The sequence below is a fragment of the Citrobacter sp. wls714 genome (assembly GCF_005281025.1).
Taxonomy (GTDB): Bacteria; Pseudomonadota; Gammaproteobacteria; order Enterobacterales; family Enterobacteriaceae; genus Citrobacter; species Citrobacter werkmanii.
On sequence record NZ_SZWZ01000105.1, the window covers coordinates 79689 to 96004 of the forward strand.

General features: G+C 50.5%; 10 protein-coding genes. 8 read left to right on the forward strand and 2 right to left on the reverse strand.

All coding sequences use genetic code 11. The features are described 5' to 3' along the window. Nucleotides 1–20: 20 nt before the first annotated feature. Entirely contained in the window at nt 21–1541 is a 1521-nt protein-coding gene (locus FDX11_RS23500; RefSeq protein ID WP_137398615.1) for a PAS domain-containing methyl-accepting chemotaxis protein, read from the reverse strand. Nucleotides 1542–1971: 430 nt separating this feature from the next. Here FDX11_RS23500 and ygjG point away from each other — a divergent pair, with 430 nt between their 5' ends. Continuing rightward, the gene (ygjG, locus tag FDX11_RS23505; protein WP_167371260.1) at nt 1972–3351 is read left to right on the forward strand and encodes a putrescine aminotransferase; all 1380 of its coding nucleotides are present in this window, start codon (nt 1972–1974) and stop codon (nt 3349–3351) included. Nucleotides 3352–3442: 91 nt separating this feature from the next. On the opposite strand, the gene FDX11_RS23510 is transcribed toward ygjG, so the two are convergent. Next, nucleotides 3443–3775, reverse strand: a complete 333-nt coding sequence (locus tag FDX11_RS23510; protein ID WP_137398616.1) for a tRNA-binding protein — start codon at nt 3773–3775, stop codon at nt 3443–3445. 150 nt (nt 3776–3925) lie between these two features. On the opposite strand from FDX11_RS23510, the gene ebgR reads away from it, so the two are divergent. The 7 genes from ebgR to FDX11_RS23545 all read left to right on the forward strand — a co-directional run bounded on the left by ebgR (nt 3926) and on the right by FDX11_RS23545 (nt 16300). Beyond that, nucleotides 3926–4909, forward strand: coding sequence for a transcriptional regulator EbgR (gene ebgR, locus FDX11_RS23515; RefSeq protein ID WP_137398617.1), 984 nt, complete (start codon nt 3926–3928; stop codon nt 4907–4909). 189 nt (nt 4910–5098) lie between these two features. Further along, a complete protein-coding gene (locus FDX11_RS23520) occupies nt 5099–5545 on the forward strand; it encodes a beta-galactosidase subunit beta (protein ID WP_079225964.1) in 447 nt (148 codons plus the stop codon). 157 nt (nt 5546–5702) lie between these two features. Beyond that, nucleotides 5703–8849 carry a glycoside hydrolase family 2 TIM barrel-domain containing protein gene (locus FDX11_RS23525; protein ID WP_137398618.1) on the forward strand — a complete coding sequence of 1049 codons (3147 nt, stop codon included), beginning with the start codon at nt 5703–5705 and terminating at the stop codon, nt 8847–8849. A gap of 126 nt (nt 8850–8975) precedes the next feature. Continuing rightward, nucleotides 8976–10445, forward strand: a complete 1470-nt coding sequence (locus tag FDX11_RS23530) for an APC family permease (RefSeq protein ID WP_256372645.1) — start codon at nt 8976–8978, stop codon at nt 10443–10445. A gap of 133 nt (nt 10446–10578) precedes the next feature. After that, nucleotides 10579–11655: a protein YgjJ gene (ygjJ, locus tag FDX11_RS23535; RefSeq protein WP_137349714.1), complete on the forward strand. Its 1077-nt coding sequence runs from the start codon at nt 10579–10581 to the stop codon at nt 11653–11655. A gap of 44 nt (nt 11656–11699) precedes the next feature. Then, nucleotides 11700–14051: an alpha-glucosidase gene (gene ygjK, locus FDX11_RS23540; RefSeq protein WP_137398620.1), complete on the forward strand. Its 2352-nt coding sequence runs from the start codon at nt 11700–11702 to the stop codon at nt 14049–14051. 230 nt (nt 14052–14281) lie between these two features. After that, entirely contained in the window at nt 14282–16300 is a 2019-nt protein-coding gene (locus tag FDX11_RS23545) for an NADPH-dependent 2,4-dienoyl-CoA reductase (protein ID WP_137398621.1), read from the forward strand. Nucleotides 16301–16316: the final 16 nt, after the last annotated feature.

Genomic DNA, 16316 nt, shown 5'->3' on the forward strand with positions numbered 1-16316 from the left:
TGCGCCTGCTGTGGTTAAGATTAATGCAGCACCGTGACCGCATCTTCCAGACGACCCGCGCGATGTTTCACCATCGCGGAAATCTTGGCGCTCTCTTCAACCAGTTCGGCATTTTTCTGCGTAATGCTGCTCAGTTCATTCACCGCACGAGTCAGGCTGGAAAGACCATCGGACTGTTCCAGCGTTGAGTGGCTGATTTGGGCGATCAACTGAGTGACGTTTTGCACCTGCGCCACAATATCGTCCATCATGCGCCCCGAGGCGTGCACCTGATCGGAGCCGGACTGCACCTTATCGGCGCTGGCATCAATCAGCTTGCGAATATCATTGGCTGCACTGGCGCTACGACTGGCAAGATGACGCACTTCTCCCGCCACTACGGCGAAGCCTTTGCCCTGCTCGCCCGCCCTCGCGGCTTCAACGGCGGCGTTCAAAGCCAGAATATTGGTCTGGAAAGCAATATCGTTAATCAGCGTGGTAATGGTGCCGATCCGCTGAGTGCTGTTGGCAATATCATCCATGGTTTTGATGACGGTATCCATCGCCTCGCCGCCGTGCGTTGCCGCGCTGCTGGCAGCAATCGAGAGTTTATCGGCTGCGGCGGCGGTCTCAGAATTTTGTTTCACCGACGCCGCCATCTGATTCATGGTGGCCACCGTTTCCTGCACATTCTCTACGGTCTGCTGCGTATGCTTGTTTAAATCATCACTGCCTTTCGCCAGCGTTTCGCTGTCGCTGCGCACACAACTCACCTGGCTGGAGACATCATGGATGAGCCAACGGCACATTAACCCCAGTTGCCCCACCGCTCGCAGCATCAAGCCCAGTTCATCGCTGCGGTTAAGATGCGACACGCTGTTGCGCTCACCGGTCGCCACTTTCAACGCCTGACGCGCGACATTCTCGATGGGACGCACAATTTGCCATTCGAAAATAGCCGTCCCCAGCAGCATTACCAACGCACTCATCAACAGTAACGGCCATTCGGCGCCCATTTGCTGCAATGCGGTCGCCAGTACGACAAACATTAATGCCATCACGCTGCGTACCCGCCAGCGAATCGGCAGTGCCGGGAGTTTACCCAGCCAGCCTTTGCGTACCACCAAACCTTTATGAATACGTCGATTGCAACGTCCTTCATTCAGCGCCTTATATAAAGGCTCTACTGCCGCAATCTCTTCGTCAGTTGCCCGGGTGCGAATCGACATATACCCGGTCACTCGCCCTTCCCGCACCATCGGCACCGCGTTGGCCCTCACCCAGTAGTGATCGCCATTCTTACGCCGGTTTTTCACAATGCCGCTCCACGGCTCACCCTGTTTGAGGGTGTACCACATATCCGCGAATGCCGCTTTTGGCATGTCCGGATGACGAACCAGGTTGTGCGGCTTATCGAGCAATTCATTCAGTTGATAGCCGCTGACCTGGACAAAGGTATCGTTAGCATGAGTGATATAGCTTTGTAAGTCGGTGGTGGACATGAGGGTGATATCATCATCCAGCGGTGTATTTTGCTGACTAACGTAGGGATGAGCAGACATGGTTGCGTCCTGTGCAGGTTATCTGGTTGTTAACTCTTTCGGCTTATGTTATTTCGGCGATAATGTTTTTATCTTTAGTTGTTAAATTTGATTTAGATCGCAATTTGCGATTAAACCTCAAAATCTGTACGCATTCTAATTCGTTGATTTAAAATACTTTCATTAGGTAACTATTCAATTGCACGTCTTCTCCCGCACCGTGACAGTGCAAACATTGCCCATTTTTAGCGCAAATACGCGTTTATTCGATCTGTTTTCAGGTGCCAAATCTGGGCAAAATGCCAGCAAATGTTAAATACCGGCATTAAATGTTGCACAAATGAGATATTTCCTGGTGTTTATCCCGATTTTTGCTAAGCGCGCCGGAATGGCGCAATCCCTGCAATACTTAAATCAGTATCATGTGATACGCCAGCTCCGGGAGCATATTTTGAACAGGTTACCTTCCAGCGCATCGGCCCTGGCCTGCAGCGCACACGCACTGAATCTCATCGAAAAGCGCACGCTTGATCATGAGGAAATGAAATCATTAAACCGCGAGGTGATTGAGTACTTTAAGGAGCATGTCAATCCGGGGTTCTTAGAGTATCGAAAATCTGTAACTGCAGGCGGGGATTACGGAGCCGTAGAGTGGCAAGCGGGAAGCCTTAATACGCTTGTCGACACCCAGGGACAGGAGTTTGTTGATTGCCTGGGCGGTTTTGGCATTTTCAACGTGGGGCACCGTAATCCAGTCGTGGTTTCCGCCGTACAGAACCAACTCGCGAAACAACCTCTGCACAGCCAGGAGTTACTTGACCCGTTGCGGGCCATGCTGGCAAAAACCCTCGCCGCACTGGCGCCCGGTAAACTGAAATACAGTTTTTTCTGTAACAGCGGGACCGAGTCGGTTGAAGCCGCCCTGAAGCTGGCGAAAGCGTATCAATCGCCGCGCGGTAAATTTACATTTATTGCCACCAGCGGCGCATTCCATGGTAAATCCCTCGGCGCGCTATCCGCCACGGCGAAATCCACCTTCCGTAAACCCTTTATGCCGCTGCTGCCGGGATTCCGCCATGTGCCATTTGGCGATATTAACGCGATGCGTACCATGCTCAGCGAGTGTAAAAAGACCGGTGACGACGTCGCCGCCGTGATCCTTGAGCCTATTCAGGGCGAAGGGGGCGTGATCCTGCCGCCGCAAGGGTATTTGACCGCCGTTCGTAAGCTCTGTGATGAGTTTGGCGCGCTGATGATCCTTGACGAAGTGCAGACCGGCATGGGTCGTACCGGCAAAATGTTCGCCTGCGAGCACGAAAACGTGCAGCCGGATATTATGTGTCTGGCAAAAGCGTTGGGCGGCGGCGTGATGCCGATTGGCGCAACCATTGCCACCGAAGAGGTGTTCTCCGTCCTGTTCGATAATCCTTTCCTGCATACCACTACGTTTGGCGGCAACCCGCTCGCTTGTGCGGCGGCGCTGGCCACCATTAACGTCCTGCTGGAGCAAAATTTACCGGCTCAGGCAGAGCAGAAAGGCGATATGTTGCTGGATGGTTTCCGCCAGCTTGCGCGGGAATACCCGGATCTGGTACACGATGTACGCGGCAAAGGCATGTTGATGGCGATTGAGTTTGTCGATAATGAAATCGGCTATAACTTTGCCAGTGAGATGTTCCGCCAGCGGGTGCTGGTCGCCGGGACGCTGAACAATGCCAAGACGATCCGCATCGAACCGCCGCTAACGTTAACGATCGAGCAATGCGATCTGGTGTTGCGATCAACACGCAAAGCCCTGGCAGCATTACGGGTGAGCGTGGAGCAGATGTAATACCTGTCGGATGGCGCTGCGAGTATCTGGCCTACGAAAGTGTGTCCTTTGTAGGCTCAGGCGTAGCCGCCATCCGGCAGAATCACACAACTCACACAATGCGTACGCCGGCTGGCATCATCCGTTCTGGCGTTAAAAGCACGCTTTCACTACCGTCGTCGGTTTCCGCACACAGCAGCATGCACTCTGATGTCTCACCGCGCATTTTGGCCTTTTGCAGATTACACAGCACCACCACCGTTTTGCCCATCAGTTCCTCTTCGCTGTAATAAGGCACCAGACTGGTGACGGTTTGCAGCGTACGCTCTCCCACATCTACCTGTACGATATACAGCTTATCGGCATTGTCATGGCGCTTAACCTGTGCGATTTTTCCAACTCGTATTTCCATTCGGGCGAAATCAGCAAACGCAACGTTATCCATCCGACCTCCTTTCTGGTAAAATTTTACTAAAAAATAGCACGGTATTTATGAAACACAAAGGGCGATGAATTTACTAAAAACAGATGCATCTCATATCGCTTCCTTTACAATAAATACCCCATGCGTCGAAGGGTGGTATGAAAGGCACATATGGCAACACTTAAAGATATAGCAACGGAAGCTGGCGTTTCTCTGGCAACCGTATCCAGGGTTTTGAATGATGACCCCACTCTGAATGTGAAAGAGGAAACCCGGCATCGTATTCTGGAAATTGCGGAAAAGCTGGAATACAAGAGCAGCTCATCCCATAGAACGCAGGTTAACATCGTCAACCAGCATCACATCCTTGCGCTCTATAGCTATCAACAGAAGCTGGAGATCAACGATCCGTACTATCTGTCGATACGCCACGGAATCGAAACCCAGTGTGAGAAGCTTGGTATTGAGCTAACCAATTGCTACGAGCATCATAGTGTCCCCGCCATCAAAAAACTCACCGGCGTGCTGGTAGTCGGGAAGGCCAGTGAGGTGATATGCCATACCGCTACTTCCCTGACGGACAATATCTGCTTTATCGATTTTCAGCCGCCTGGCGGTAAATATGACTTTGTTGATACTAATCTGACGCAGATTAGTCAGGAAATTATCGACTTTTTCATTCAGCAAGGTGCAACGCGAATTGGTTTTATCGGCGGCGAAGATGTGCCTGGTGAAGCCGATATTCGCGAGGTTGCCTTTGCGGAATACGGCAGGCTGAAAGGGGTGGTATCCGAATCGGATATTTATCGTGGCAGCTTTTCCAGCGCTTCTGGCTATGAACTGGCGAAAGAAATGCTGGCCAAAAAAGATTACCCGTCTGCGCTGTTCGTAGCTTCAGACTCTATAGCCATCGGTGTGTTACGCGCGATTCATGAAAAGAGGGTCAGCATTCCGGAACAGATTTCCCTTATCAGCATCAACGATATTCCTACCGCACGCTTTACCTTTCCTCCGCTTTCAACCGTGCGCATCCACTCAGAGATGATGGGCATCCAGGGGGTAAATCTGCTTATCGAAAAAGTTCGCGATGGCCGGGTTTTACCGCTTCAGGTCTATGTTCCGAGCCAGCTAAAACTACGTGGCACTACCCGTTAAGCCTCATTTACCCGACGCCATCGTCGGGTAAGCCTCTTCTGTCGTTACCTGCCAAATATCTCCATTTCGTGATCAAGTTAAAGTAAATCAACTTCGTCTATTTTATTTAGTAAAACTTTTACTAAAATGATTACCATACTGCGATGTCACCTGGATTGTTGATCAAGGTTCTGTGCATAAGGAAGAAAAATGAGAATTCTCGATAGCTTCGAACTGTTCCAACAACATGCGCATACACAACATCGGTGGCAAAGTTGTGCCGATTTGTTGGATAGCGCCAGAGACATCACGCCAGGCATTGTCTATTCACGGGGAGATGTCCTGAACTACGACGTACGATTTGATAGTACAACGGATGCGCTTTTTACCGGCCATCGTCGTTACGTTGAGGTGCATTGCTTTTTACACGGAACCCAGAAAATCGAATATGCGGCGAAAGCGCAGCTCCAGCAGGTCGATTGCTACCGAGAGGAAACTGACCGTGAATACCTGAGAGGTTTAGGACAAACCGTACAGGTGCAGGAAGGGCAAATTATTATTTGTGACAATAATGAAGCGTATCGATTCATTACACATGCCATGGTAAAAAAATTGGTTATTAAAGTCATGGCCAACGCGTTAGTACAACTGGTGTAACCCTTATTTTCGTATCACTTTTCGGCAGTAAGTTATCGCTTATTTTCATCTGCCGTCACAATGAAAAATCGTTAAATATTTTCGTCGGTGATGTATTAAATTAAGAAATACACACCACAAATAATATATTAAATTCTTTAAGATCTGGAGATATATTATGAGTGTCGTTGTCTCTGACAAACAGCATATTGCTGCTTTATATGCCGAACGCGATCATGTCCCTGCGGTTCTGGAAGATCATCGAATTAATGGAATCAACAAGGAGCCACCGCGGCCTTATCTATTTCCGTTTACCAGCACCTGGCAGGCAATAAAAAACATTCCTACAGAAGCCAGTAATTATCTGTCTTTGAATGGGGTCTGGAAATTCCATTGCGCAAGCAATCCGCGCTCAAGACCCAAAACGTTTTATCAAGAAAACTATGATGTTTCCGCATGGGATACCATTCAGGTTCCGGGCAACTGGGAAGCACAAGGCTTTGATAAGGCAATATATATTGACGAACGTTTCCCTTTCACCACCCAGTGGCCGGAAATCCCGCGCGACTATAACCCGGTCGGTTCGTATCGCCGTACTTTTAACCTGGACAACAGTTGGACCGGTCGTGAAGTCTTCCTACAGCTAGCTGGTGCCAGAACGGCCTCATTTGTCTGGATAAACGGTCAGCGCGTAGGTTATACCCAGAATGCTAAAAACCCTGCTGAATTTAATATCACCCCTTACATTAAAGCGGGCGAAAACACCATCGCGCTGGAAATTTACCGTTGGGCCAACGCCAGCTACGTGGAAAAACAAGACATGCTGGATATGTCTGGCCTCGAACGTGAGGTATTCATTTATTCCACTGATAAAACACGCATCTATGATATTTATTGTAAACCAGAATTAAATGAAGAATATACGCAGGGTATATTCAGCGTTAGCGTCAATCTGAAGCATTATGACCACCAACCTGTCGAACTCTTACTAAATGCAAAATTGCTGGATGATTCCCATGATTTCTCTGTATTAATCGATAAAGATCAATCATTCATCCGTAACGGAACAGAGCAGCAGTTTAGTTTCGCTGATAAGGTTCAGGCTCCTCGTCTTTGGAGTGCAGAAACCCCGAACCTATATACATTATTAATTACCCTGACTAACCCGCAGGGTGAAGTGATCGAGGCGACCAGCCATAAAATAGGTTTTCGCAAAGTACAAATCATCAACAGCCAGCTCACCGTCAACGGTAAAGCAATTAAGATCAAAGGGGTTAACCGCCACGAGCTGCACCCTACCCTCGGTCATGTTCCGACCGAAGAAAATATGCTGACTGATATTCGATTGATGAAAGAGCACAATATCAATGCGGTCCGCACCAGCCATTTCCCCTGCCATTCTCGCTGGTATCAGCTATGCGATGAATATGGCATCTATATTGTTGATGAAGCCAATATTGAATCACATCCGCTGGCATTAAAACCTGAAACGCAAATCGGCGATACCGAATCCTGGATCCCTGCTCACCTGGATCGCGTCCAGGCGATGGTTGAGCGCGACAAAAATCACCCCTGCGTTATCGTCTGGTCGATGGGCAATGAAGCCGGAACCGGATGTGTTTTTGAAACGCTCTATCGGTGGATAAAAGAGAAAGACAACAGCCGACCGGTACAGTATGAACCCGCTGGCGAAGCGTATTACAGCGACATTGTTTGCCCAATGTATCCCACGCTTGAGCGATTAGAGCAGTTTGCCTGCAAGGGCAGCGATCGTCCGATGATTATGATTGAGTACGCGCATGCTATGGGAAACTCTGTGGGCATCCTGCGTGATTACTGGAACATTATCGACGCGCACGACAATCTGCAGGGCGGTTTTATCTGGGAGTGGATGGACCATGCGCTGGAATTGACCAACGAACGCGGTCAAAAATATTGGGGATACGGCAAGGACTATCACCCGGATAAACCCAGCGACGGCAACTTTATGAATGATGGGCTGATTGCGGCCGATCGCACGCCACATCCACATATGGCGGAAGTGAAAAAGGTGTATCAGCCCATTCGTTTTCACGCAACGGATCCACAATCTGGCGTATTTGAGATAGAAAATCGCTATGATTTTATTGCCTTATCTCATTGCGACATTCAGTACAGCATCACTGAAAACGGACACCAAATCGCCCACGGTAGCCTGGGCTGCTTTAACGTGAAGCCCGCGCAACGTCAGACTCTTCACGTCCCAGTGGAAAATCTCTCGCGTCAGGAAAACAAAGAATACCTCGTCACACTCAGCGCGGTTACCAAAGATGAAGTTCCGCTAATTGGCAGCGGATATGAAATTGCCTGGGAGCAATTCAGCCTAACGCCGCCGGCAGTTTTTCATCTCAGCCCAGAGGCAAACACCCTCACCTTATCTGTGCAAGAGACGCCGACATCCATTGATATCAGCAGTAACCTTTTCACTCTCGCGTTCGAGCGCAGCACGGGTCGAATGGCTCACTTGTCAGCCGAGGGGAAAGCGCTGATTCTTACCGGTATTGAACCCAATTTCTGGCGGGGGCTGACGGATAACGATCTGGGTGCCAAACTCTTCGATAAATCCGCGATCTGGCAAGACGCAGGCAAACTGCGCGAATTATCCAGCCTCATAATCGAGCAGCCATCCAGCCACACCGCGGTCGTCACTACCGAATTCACCCTCCCGACAGTCGACTGCAGATATACCCTGACCTGGACCATACACGCGACGGGGGAAATGCACATCAGCATTGACTTTATTCCAGCAGCCCGCGAACTCCCCCTTCTGCTACGCATGGGTTCACAGCTGACCCTGCCCTGTGAGTTTAAGTATATCCAGTGGTTTGGCCGTGGTCCGGTAGAAACTTATGCCGACAGAAAGGGAGCCAAAGCGGGTATCTATGGTGGAACAACCTGGGAGCAATTCCACGCCTACCCCAGACCGCAGGAAAGCGGTAATAAAACGGATGTTCGTTGGGTGCGCATCGTCAATCATGACGGGTTCGGCCTCGAAGCGATTGCCGACGGGCAGTTACTTAACACCAGCGCCTGGCCTTTCGCCGCAAGCGAGCTCGATTTTGTCGCTGATAATGATGGCAGTAGCGCATCGGGATTAACGCCGTTATCGCATAAACATGGCGTTGATGTGCAACCAGCAGACATAACCACGTGGAACATCGATCTGGCGCAAATGGGGACGGGTGGGCAAAACTCATGGGGTTCTTTACCTCCCAAAGATTACCAACTACCGGTACAACCTTATCACTATGCGTTTTATTTACGCATCGTGCGTCCTGATGTGTAAGACCATTTTATTAACACCCTTTTCGAATGTCCTTTTACGGACATTCGAAATTTTTTCAAATAAAACTATTTTAATACACGAATAAAGGGATATGGTATGTCTGAAAAATCCGATGCAAGATATCAGATGTCTCTAATAACATTCTTGTTTTTCTCCATTGCAGGAGGAGGGTTTGTTCTTAAAGGCGTTGTGAGTCAATACACCGACTGGGGATATAACTCCTGGTTATTATATGCCTTTGCCTCATTATTTTATGCAATTCCCTATACATTCATGATCATTGAGCTTTCATCGATTAAAAAGCTGCGTGAATCTGAAAGTGGGTATCAGACATGGTTGAACCTGATTCTAGGCAGAAAATTGGGGTTTATCGCCGGTTTCTTTTACTTTTATGTCAATATTTTTTATTTTGTCGATCTGCTGCCTAATATCATTACCTATTTTATTTACACCTGTACCAGCGACGTAGCCTTTGTTACCCAATTAACCAACCAGACCTGGTTTAAACCGGTGATCAGTATTATTTCGATTGCGCTGTTCTGGCTGGCGACATGGGTATCAATGAAAGGCCCCAAATGGCTATCGCGGGCACTTTCATTCTCTGGTTACGCTGGGTTTGCTTTAACCATGCTGTTCATCATTGCCGCAACCTGGAAGTTATCTTCCGGCACGGTGACTTTTAACGGTACGCCGATTGCGCCTGAATACTTACAGCACATTGACCTGTCGTGGTCCAAAGTAGCCTCCATGTCCTGGGCTCTCCAGTCGTTGGGCGGGCTGGAAGCACTGGCCGCTTATAAGCGAAATATCCGTGGTGGTGATCGTAACTTCAGAACCGGGCTAATTCTTAACGTCTTTATCTTCTCCGGTATTATTGTAATTTCATCAATCCTGATGAATTTCATTTTACCTGCTGAACAGGCTTCCAATCTCGGCCTGTTATCCGCTATTTACGTCGCCTTCCAGCAGCTAGGTTTTCCTGACTGGTGGACCAATGTTATCGCATTATTCCTGATGATCACCACACTGTGTGGTTCCCTGATGTTATGGACTGCCGCGCCGGTCAAAATGCTGTTTGTTGATGCGCCAAAAGGCATTTTTGGCCATAAACTCTCAGAGGTAAACAGTGAAGGCACGCCAGTCAACGCCCTGAAAATGCAAGGCGTTGTCGTCACAATCATCATTATTTTGTTTATGCTGGGCCAGTTTAACTCGGAAATGAACACCATTCTGGTGGCAGTGAAAAACCTGGACGGGGGTGCAGCAACGATTCCCGTGCTGTTTATGGTAGCAGGTTATATAAAGCTACGTATGCAGTCCACTCATCAGGATTACGCACGTGATTTTTACTTCCTCGGTAAAGGGCGTTTCTGGGCGTTATTATCCGTGGCACCAATCGTGATTATTTTCGCCGCGTCTACAGTAGCTGCATTAATCCCTGGGCCAGAGGACTGGAGCGCTAATTTTATGGGGTCATTAATCCAGCTTATTCTTGGCCCCGTCAGTATTATTGCCGTGTTCTATTATTGCAGCATTATGTATAACCGCTGGAGGATTAAAAACCCTAACGATAACTCACTCTTTAATAAAGTTTAAGACACCGTTTTAATCTGTAACGCCGTTATCTGAAGTCCTACCCTCCCGTTACGCAAGTAACAGGAGGGTTGCTTGTTGACTAAGAGATTTACAGTGAAAAAATAAAATAATTATCTTCTGATGGAATAGAAAGATGACACTTAATAAAAACACTTACAGGGCATTACTCGCCCTGGCCTTTTGTTGCTACCTTCCTTTGGCGATGGCGGAGGAAAATATTCCAGCAACACACGACGATACTAAAACACCAGAAATAACAAACACTACACCTTCATTTCGTTTTTATGGCGAAATGGGGGTGGGTGGTTATACGGCACTGGAGGGTGATTATAAAGGAAAATACGAAGACGGTACTTATATTGAAGGCGGCGTGGAGGGGCAATACGGGCACTGGTTTGGGCTTATATACGGTGAGGGCTGGACAGTACAGGCAGACCACGATGGCAATGCCTGGGTGCCCGATCATGGCTGGGGTGGTTTTGAAGGGGGGATTAACCGCTTTTGGGGTGGTTATCGAACCGATGATAAAACCGAAATTATTCTGAGCCTGCATAACGACTCTTCTCTGGACGATCTGCAATATTGGGCAGACTTCACGCCAGAGTTTGGTTATGAACTTCCCAATACTCGCGATATTGCCACGGCCGTCAAAGTACAAAACCTTAGCGGTGATTTCCGTTATAGCATCATCGCGACACCGGCTGGTCATACCGATGAAGATAAAGCATGGCTGCATTTTGGTAAATACGATCGCTACTCCGATAAATATATCTACCCTGCAATGGCAAACGGCTATATCCAGTATGACTTTATGAAAGATGTCACCTGGATGGGCGGGACAGAAATTACCGATGGCACCGGCCAACTTTTTGTCACCGGTTTTCTGACGCCGAACTTCGGCGCACGTGTCTGGCACCATACCGGACGTGGTGAAGGGCTGGGTAATCCGGGAACGGAAACCGGCGCGATGGTCAGTGCCATGTATGAGGCGTTTAAAGGTTTTTATCTCTCTACGGCCTACAGCTACGCGCAACACAACCTGGATAACGATCCCGACACAACCACATCCTATGCGCAATTTGGCATCTGGTACGAATATGGCGGCGGTAAATTCGCCACGGCTTTTGATAGCCGATTCAACCTGGGTAACAGTACTGACGATTCAGATAACAAAATATTCCTGATGCAGTATTACTACTGGGGTCATTAATTTCTCTGTTTATTTCGCTAAATGTGAAAAGGAGCTTCATTATTATGAAAAAATTATATTCGTTAACCCCGCTAGCCTGCGCATTATTATTTAGCATGTCAGCGCATGCAGCAACCGCCACCGATTTTAAAGATGTTATCGATCGCCACGGCGCACCTGAATATATGCGTGATACCAATAACGACAGCCATCAGCGCTTTAATCCATTCTTCGATCTGGGTTCATGGCATGGGCACCTGCTGCCAGACGGCCCAAATACCATGGGGGGCTTCCCCGGCGTCGCTCTGCTTACAGAGGAGTACATCAATTTTATGGCGACTAACTTTGATCGCCTGACGGTGTACCAGAGCGGTAAAAAAGTGGCCTTCGCGATGCAGGCGTACAGCATTCCGGGCGCGCTGGTACAAAAACTGACGGCCCCCGGCATCGAAGTTAACATGACCCTGCGTTTTGCGGATTCACACACTTCGCTGCTTGAAACCAGGATAACCAGTGATACCCCACTGGATCTGGTGTGGGATGGCGAGCTGCTGGAAAAAGTGGAGGCAAAAGACGGGAAGCCGACATCGACCAAAACCGTCGATGAAGAGTATCCGGATTATCAACGCAAAATCGTCGCCACTCGCGATGGTCTGAAAGTCACCTTCGGCAAAGTGCGTTCGACTTGGGATCTGCTTACCTCTGGCGAGTCAGAATATCAGGTGCATAAATCGCTGCCGATGAAGACGAAGGTCAGCGGTCATCGCTTCACCAGCAAGGCGCATATCAAAGGTTCAACCACGTTTTATACCACCTATTCACATCTGCTGACTTCACTGGAAGTCAGTAAAGAACAGGCGCAAATCCGCGATATTCTGGCGCGCCCGACTTCTTACATGCTCGCTTCACAACAGCGCTGGGAAGAGTACCTCAACAAAGGGTTAAACAATCCGGATGCCACAGACGAGCAAACCCGCGTCGCGGTAAAAGCGATTGAAACCTTAACCGGTAACTGGCGCGTCCCGGAAGGGGCAGTAAAACACAATACCGTTACACCTTCCGTCACGGCACGTTGGTTCTCTGGCAACCAGACCTATGCCTGGGACAGCTGGAAAATCGCCTTTGCCATGGTGCATTTCAACCCGCAAATTGCGAAAGATAGCATTCGCGCCCTGTTTGACTGGCAAATACAGCCCAACGATCCCATACGGCCGCAGGATGCCGGTATGATCCTCGACCTGGTGACCTGGAATAAGATCCCGGAACGCGGCGGCGACGGCGGTAACTGGAACGAGCGTAACACCAAGCCGAGCCTGGCGGCGTGGTCGGTGATGGAAGTCTACAACGTTACCAAAGACAAGGCCTGGCTGGAGGAGATGTATCCGAAGCTGGTGGCCTACCACGACTGGTGGTTGCGTAACCGCGATCACAACGGCAACGGCGTACCGGAATATGGCGCAACGCGCGATAAAGCTCACAACACCGACAGCGGTGAAATGCTGTTTACGGTGAAGAAAGGCGACAAGGAAGAGACACTCTCTGGATTGAAAAAATATGCAGAAGTGGTTAAAAGCACTCAGTACGACAGCCTGAGCATTCCGGCGCAGGAAGCGGCTGGATGGGAGTCGGGACGCGACGATGCGGCAGTCTTTGGTTTTATTGATAAAGATCAGCTGGATAAGTATGTAGCCAATGGCGGAAAACGTAGCGACTGGACGGTCAATTTTGCTGAAAACCGCGATAAAAACGGAAACCTGGTCGGCTACTCTTTGCTTCAGGAGTCTGTCGATCAGACCAGCTATATGTACAGTGATAACCATTATCTGGCAGAGATGGCGACCATCCTCGGTAAAACACAAGACGCGAAACACTATCAGTCGTTAGCGAAGGAGCTGGCTGATTACATCAATACCTGCATGTTCGACCCGGCAACAAAATTCTATTATGACGTGCGTATTGAGGACCAACCGCTGGCGAACGGCTGCGCGGGTAAACCGATCGTCGAGCGTGGTAAAGGGCCGGAAGGCTGGTCGCCGCTGTTTAACGGCGCAGCAACGCAGCCCCACGCGGATGCGGTGGTTAAGGTGATGCTCGATCCTAATGAGTTCAACACCTTTGTGCCGCTTGGCACGGCAGCGCTGACCAATCCGGCCTTTGGCCCAGACATATACTGGCGCGGACGCGTCTGGGTGGATCAGTTCTGGTTCGGGCTAAAAGGGATGGAGCGTTACGGCTATCGCAATGAAGCGTTAAAACTGGCGGATACCTTCTTCAGCCACGCCAAAGGCCTCACCGCTGACGGTCCGATTCAGGAAAACTATAACCCGCTGACCGGCGCACAACAGGGCGCGCCGAATTTCTCCTGGAGCGCGGCGCATCTCTATATGTTGTACAACGATTTTCTTAAAAAACAGTAAGCTGTGACATATCGCCGGATAGCGCTTCGCTTATCCGGCCTACCAAGGACACATTTTCACAGGCCGGATAAGGCGCTTGCACCGACATCCGGCAAATTCGTTCTCTGGCTCCACTCCTTTTTTGAATCCCATCACAATCACGGCATTCCCCTTTTCCCTTTTACGCTGCGACGGCTAAATTATTAACTCATCCGACCACATAACAATAATTTTACATACTGGACACGTTTATGAGCTATCCGTCACTGTTCGCCCCGCTCGATTTAGGCTTCACCACGCTTAAAAACCGCGTGCTGATGGGTTCAATGCATACCGGGCTGGAGGAATATCCCGACGGGGCAGAACGGTTGGCCGCGTTCTATGCCGAACGCGCCCGTCACGGCGTGGCTCTGATTGTGACCGGAGGCATTGCGCCAGCGTTATCCGGCGTGGGTATGGAAGGCGGCGCGGTGCTGAACGATACCAGCCAGCTCGCGCATCATCACGTGATTACCGATGCCGTGCATGACGAAGGCGGCAAAATCGCTCTGCAAATCCTGCATACCGGGCGTTACAGCTATCAGCCGCATCTGGTGGCGCCTTCTGCCATTCAGGCCCCCATCAACCGTTTTACGCCGCATGAACTGACGCACGATGAAGTGCTGCAGCTGATTGAGGATTTTGCCCACTGCGCGCAGCTGGCGCGAGAAGCGGGCTACGATGGCGTGGAAGTGATGGGCTCGGAAGGGTATCTCATCAACGAATTCCTGACCCTGCGCACCAATCAGCGCGACGACGAATGGGGCGGTGAGTATGCCAACCGCATGCGTTTTGCCGTCGAGGTGGTACGGGCAGTACGTCAGCGTGCCGGCAATGACTTTATTATTATCTTCCGCCTGTCGATGCTCGATCTGGTAGAAAACGGCGGCACCTTCGAGGAAACAGTCCAGTTGGCGCAGGCTGTAGAAGCCGCAGGCGCAACCATTATCAACACCGGTATTGGCTGGCACGAGGCGCGTATCCCCACCATCGCCACCCCGGTGCCGCGGGGTGCATTTAGCTGGGTGACGCGCAAGCTGAAAGGTCATGTGACGATCCCCCTGGTCACCACCAACCGCATTAACGATCCTAAAGTCGCCGATGACATTCTGGCCCGCGGCGATGCCGATATGGTGTCGATGGCCCGTCCGTTCCTCGCCGACGCCGAACTGCTGTCAAAAGCGCAAAGCGGACGAGCGGATGAAATCAATACCTGTATCGGTTGCAACCAGGCCTGCCTGGATCAGATCTTCGTCGGCAAAGTCACCTCTTGTCTGGTGAATCCACGCGCCTGCCACGAAACCAAAATGCCGATCGTTGCGGTAACTGTGCCGAAAAATCTGGCGGTTGTCGGCGCGGGTCCTGCTGGCCTCGCCTTCGCCATTAATGCCGCCGCGCGCGGGCATCACGTGACGCTGTTTGACGCCCATAGCGAGATTGGCGGACAGTTTAATATCGCCAAACAGATCCCCGGCAAAGAAGAATTCTATGAAACCCTACGCTACTACCGTCGGATGATCGACGTGACGGGCGTGACGCTAAGACTGAACCACATTGTCACCGCGCGCGATCTGGAAACTTTTGACGAGGCGATCCTCGCCAGTGGGATCGAACCACGGATGCCACCGATCGCGGGGATCGATCACCCTAAAGTGCTGAGCTATCTCGACGTCCTGCGCGATAAAGCGCCGGTGGGCAAACGCGTTGCCATCATTGGCTGCGGCGGGATCGGCTTTGATACCGCCATGTATCTGAGCCAGCCAGGCGATCCCACCAGCCAGAACATTGCTGAGTTCTGTGTGGAATGGGGGATCGACACCAGCCTGCAACAGCCTGGCGGCTTACGCCCTGAAGGTCCGCACTTATCCCGCAGTCCGCGTCAGATAGTGATGTTGCAGCGCAAGGTCAGCAAACCGGGGCAAGGTTTAGGTAAAACGACGGGCTGGATCCATCGCGCCACCCTGCTCTCACGCGGCGTGAAAATGATCCCGGCGGTCAGTTACCAGAAAATTGATGATGATGGGTTACACGTTGTGTTGAACGGCGAACCAGTGATCTTTAACGTGGATAACGTGGTGGTTTGCGCCGGGCAAGAGCCACGCCGTGAGCTGGTCGAACCGCTTCACGCGGCAGGTAAAACGGTTCATCTAATCGGCGGCTGCGATGTGGCGATGGAACTGGATGCCCGCCGCGCTATCGCGCAAGGCACGAGGCTGGCACTGGAAATTTAACATCATGTCTTTCGTA

Bases quoted from the DNA above. Each gene is read 5' to 3' on its own strand.
- FDX11_RS23500 (WP_137398615.1), bottom strand. From the start codon at position 1,541: ATGTCTGCTCATCCCTACGTTAGTCAGCAAAATACACCGCTGGATGAT.
- FDX11_RS23510 (WP_137398616.1), bottom strand. From the start codon at position 3,775: ATGGATAACGTTGCGTTTGCTGATTTCGCCCGAATGGAAATACGAGTT.
- ebgR (WP_137398617.1), top strand. From the start codon at position 3,926: ATGGCAACACTTAAAGATATAGCAACGGAAGCTGGCGTTTCTCTGGCA.
- FDX11_RS23520 (WP_079225964.1), top strand. From the start codon at position 5,099: ATGAGAATTCTCGATAGCTTCGAACTGTTCCAACAACATGCGCATACA.
- FDX11_RS23525 (WP_137398618.1), top strand. From the start codon at position 5,703: ATGAGTGTCGTTGTCTCTGACAAACAGCATATTGCTGCTTTATATGCC.
- FDX11_RS23530 (WP_256372645.1), top strand. From the start codon at position 8,976: ATGTCTCTAATAACATTCTTGTTTTTCTCCATTGCAGGAGGAGGGTTT.
- ygjJ (WP_137349714.1), top strand. From the start codon at position 10,579: ATGACACTTAATAAAAACACTTACAGGGCATTACTCGCCCTGGCCTTT.
- ygjK (WP_137398620.1), top strand. From the start codon at position 11,700: ATGAAAAAATTATATTCGTTAACCCCGCTAGCCTGCGCATTATTATTT.
- FDX11_RS23545 (WP_137398621.1), top strand. From the start codon at position 14,282: ATGAGCTATCCGTCACTGTTCGCCCCGCTCGATTTAGGCTTCACCACG.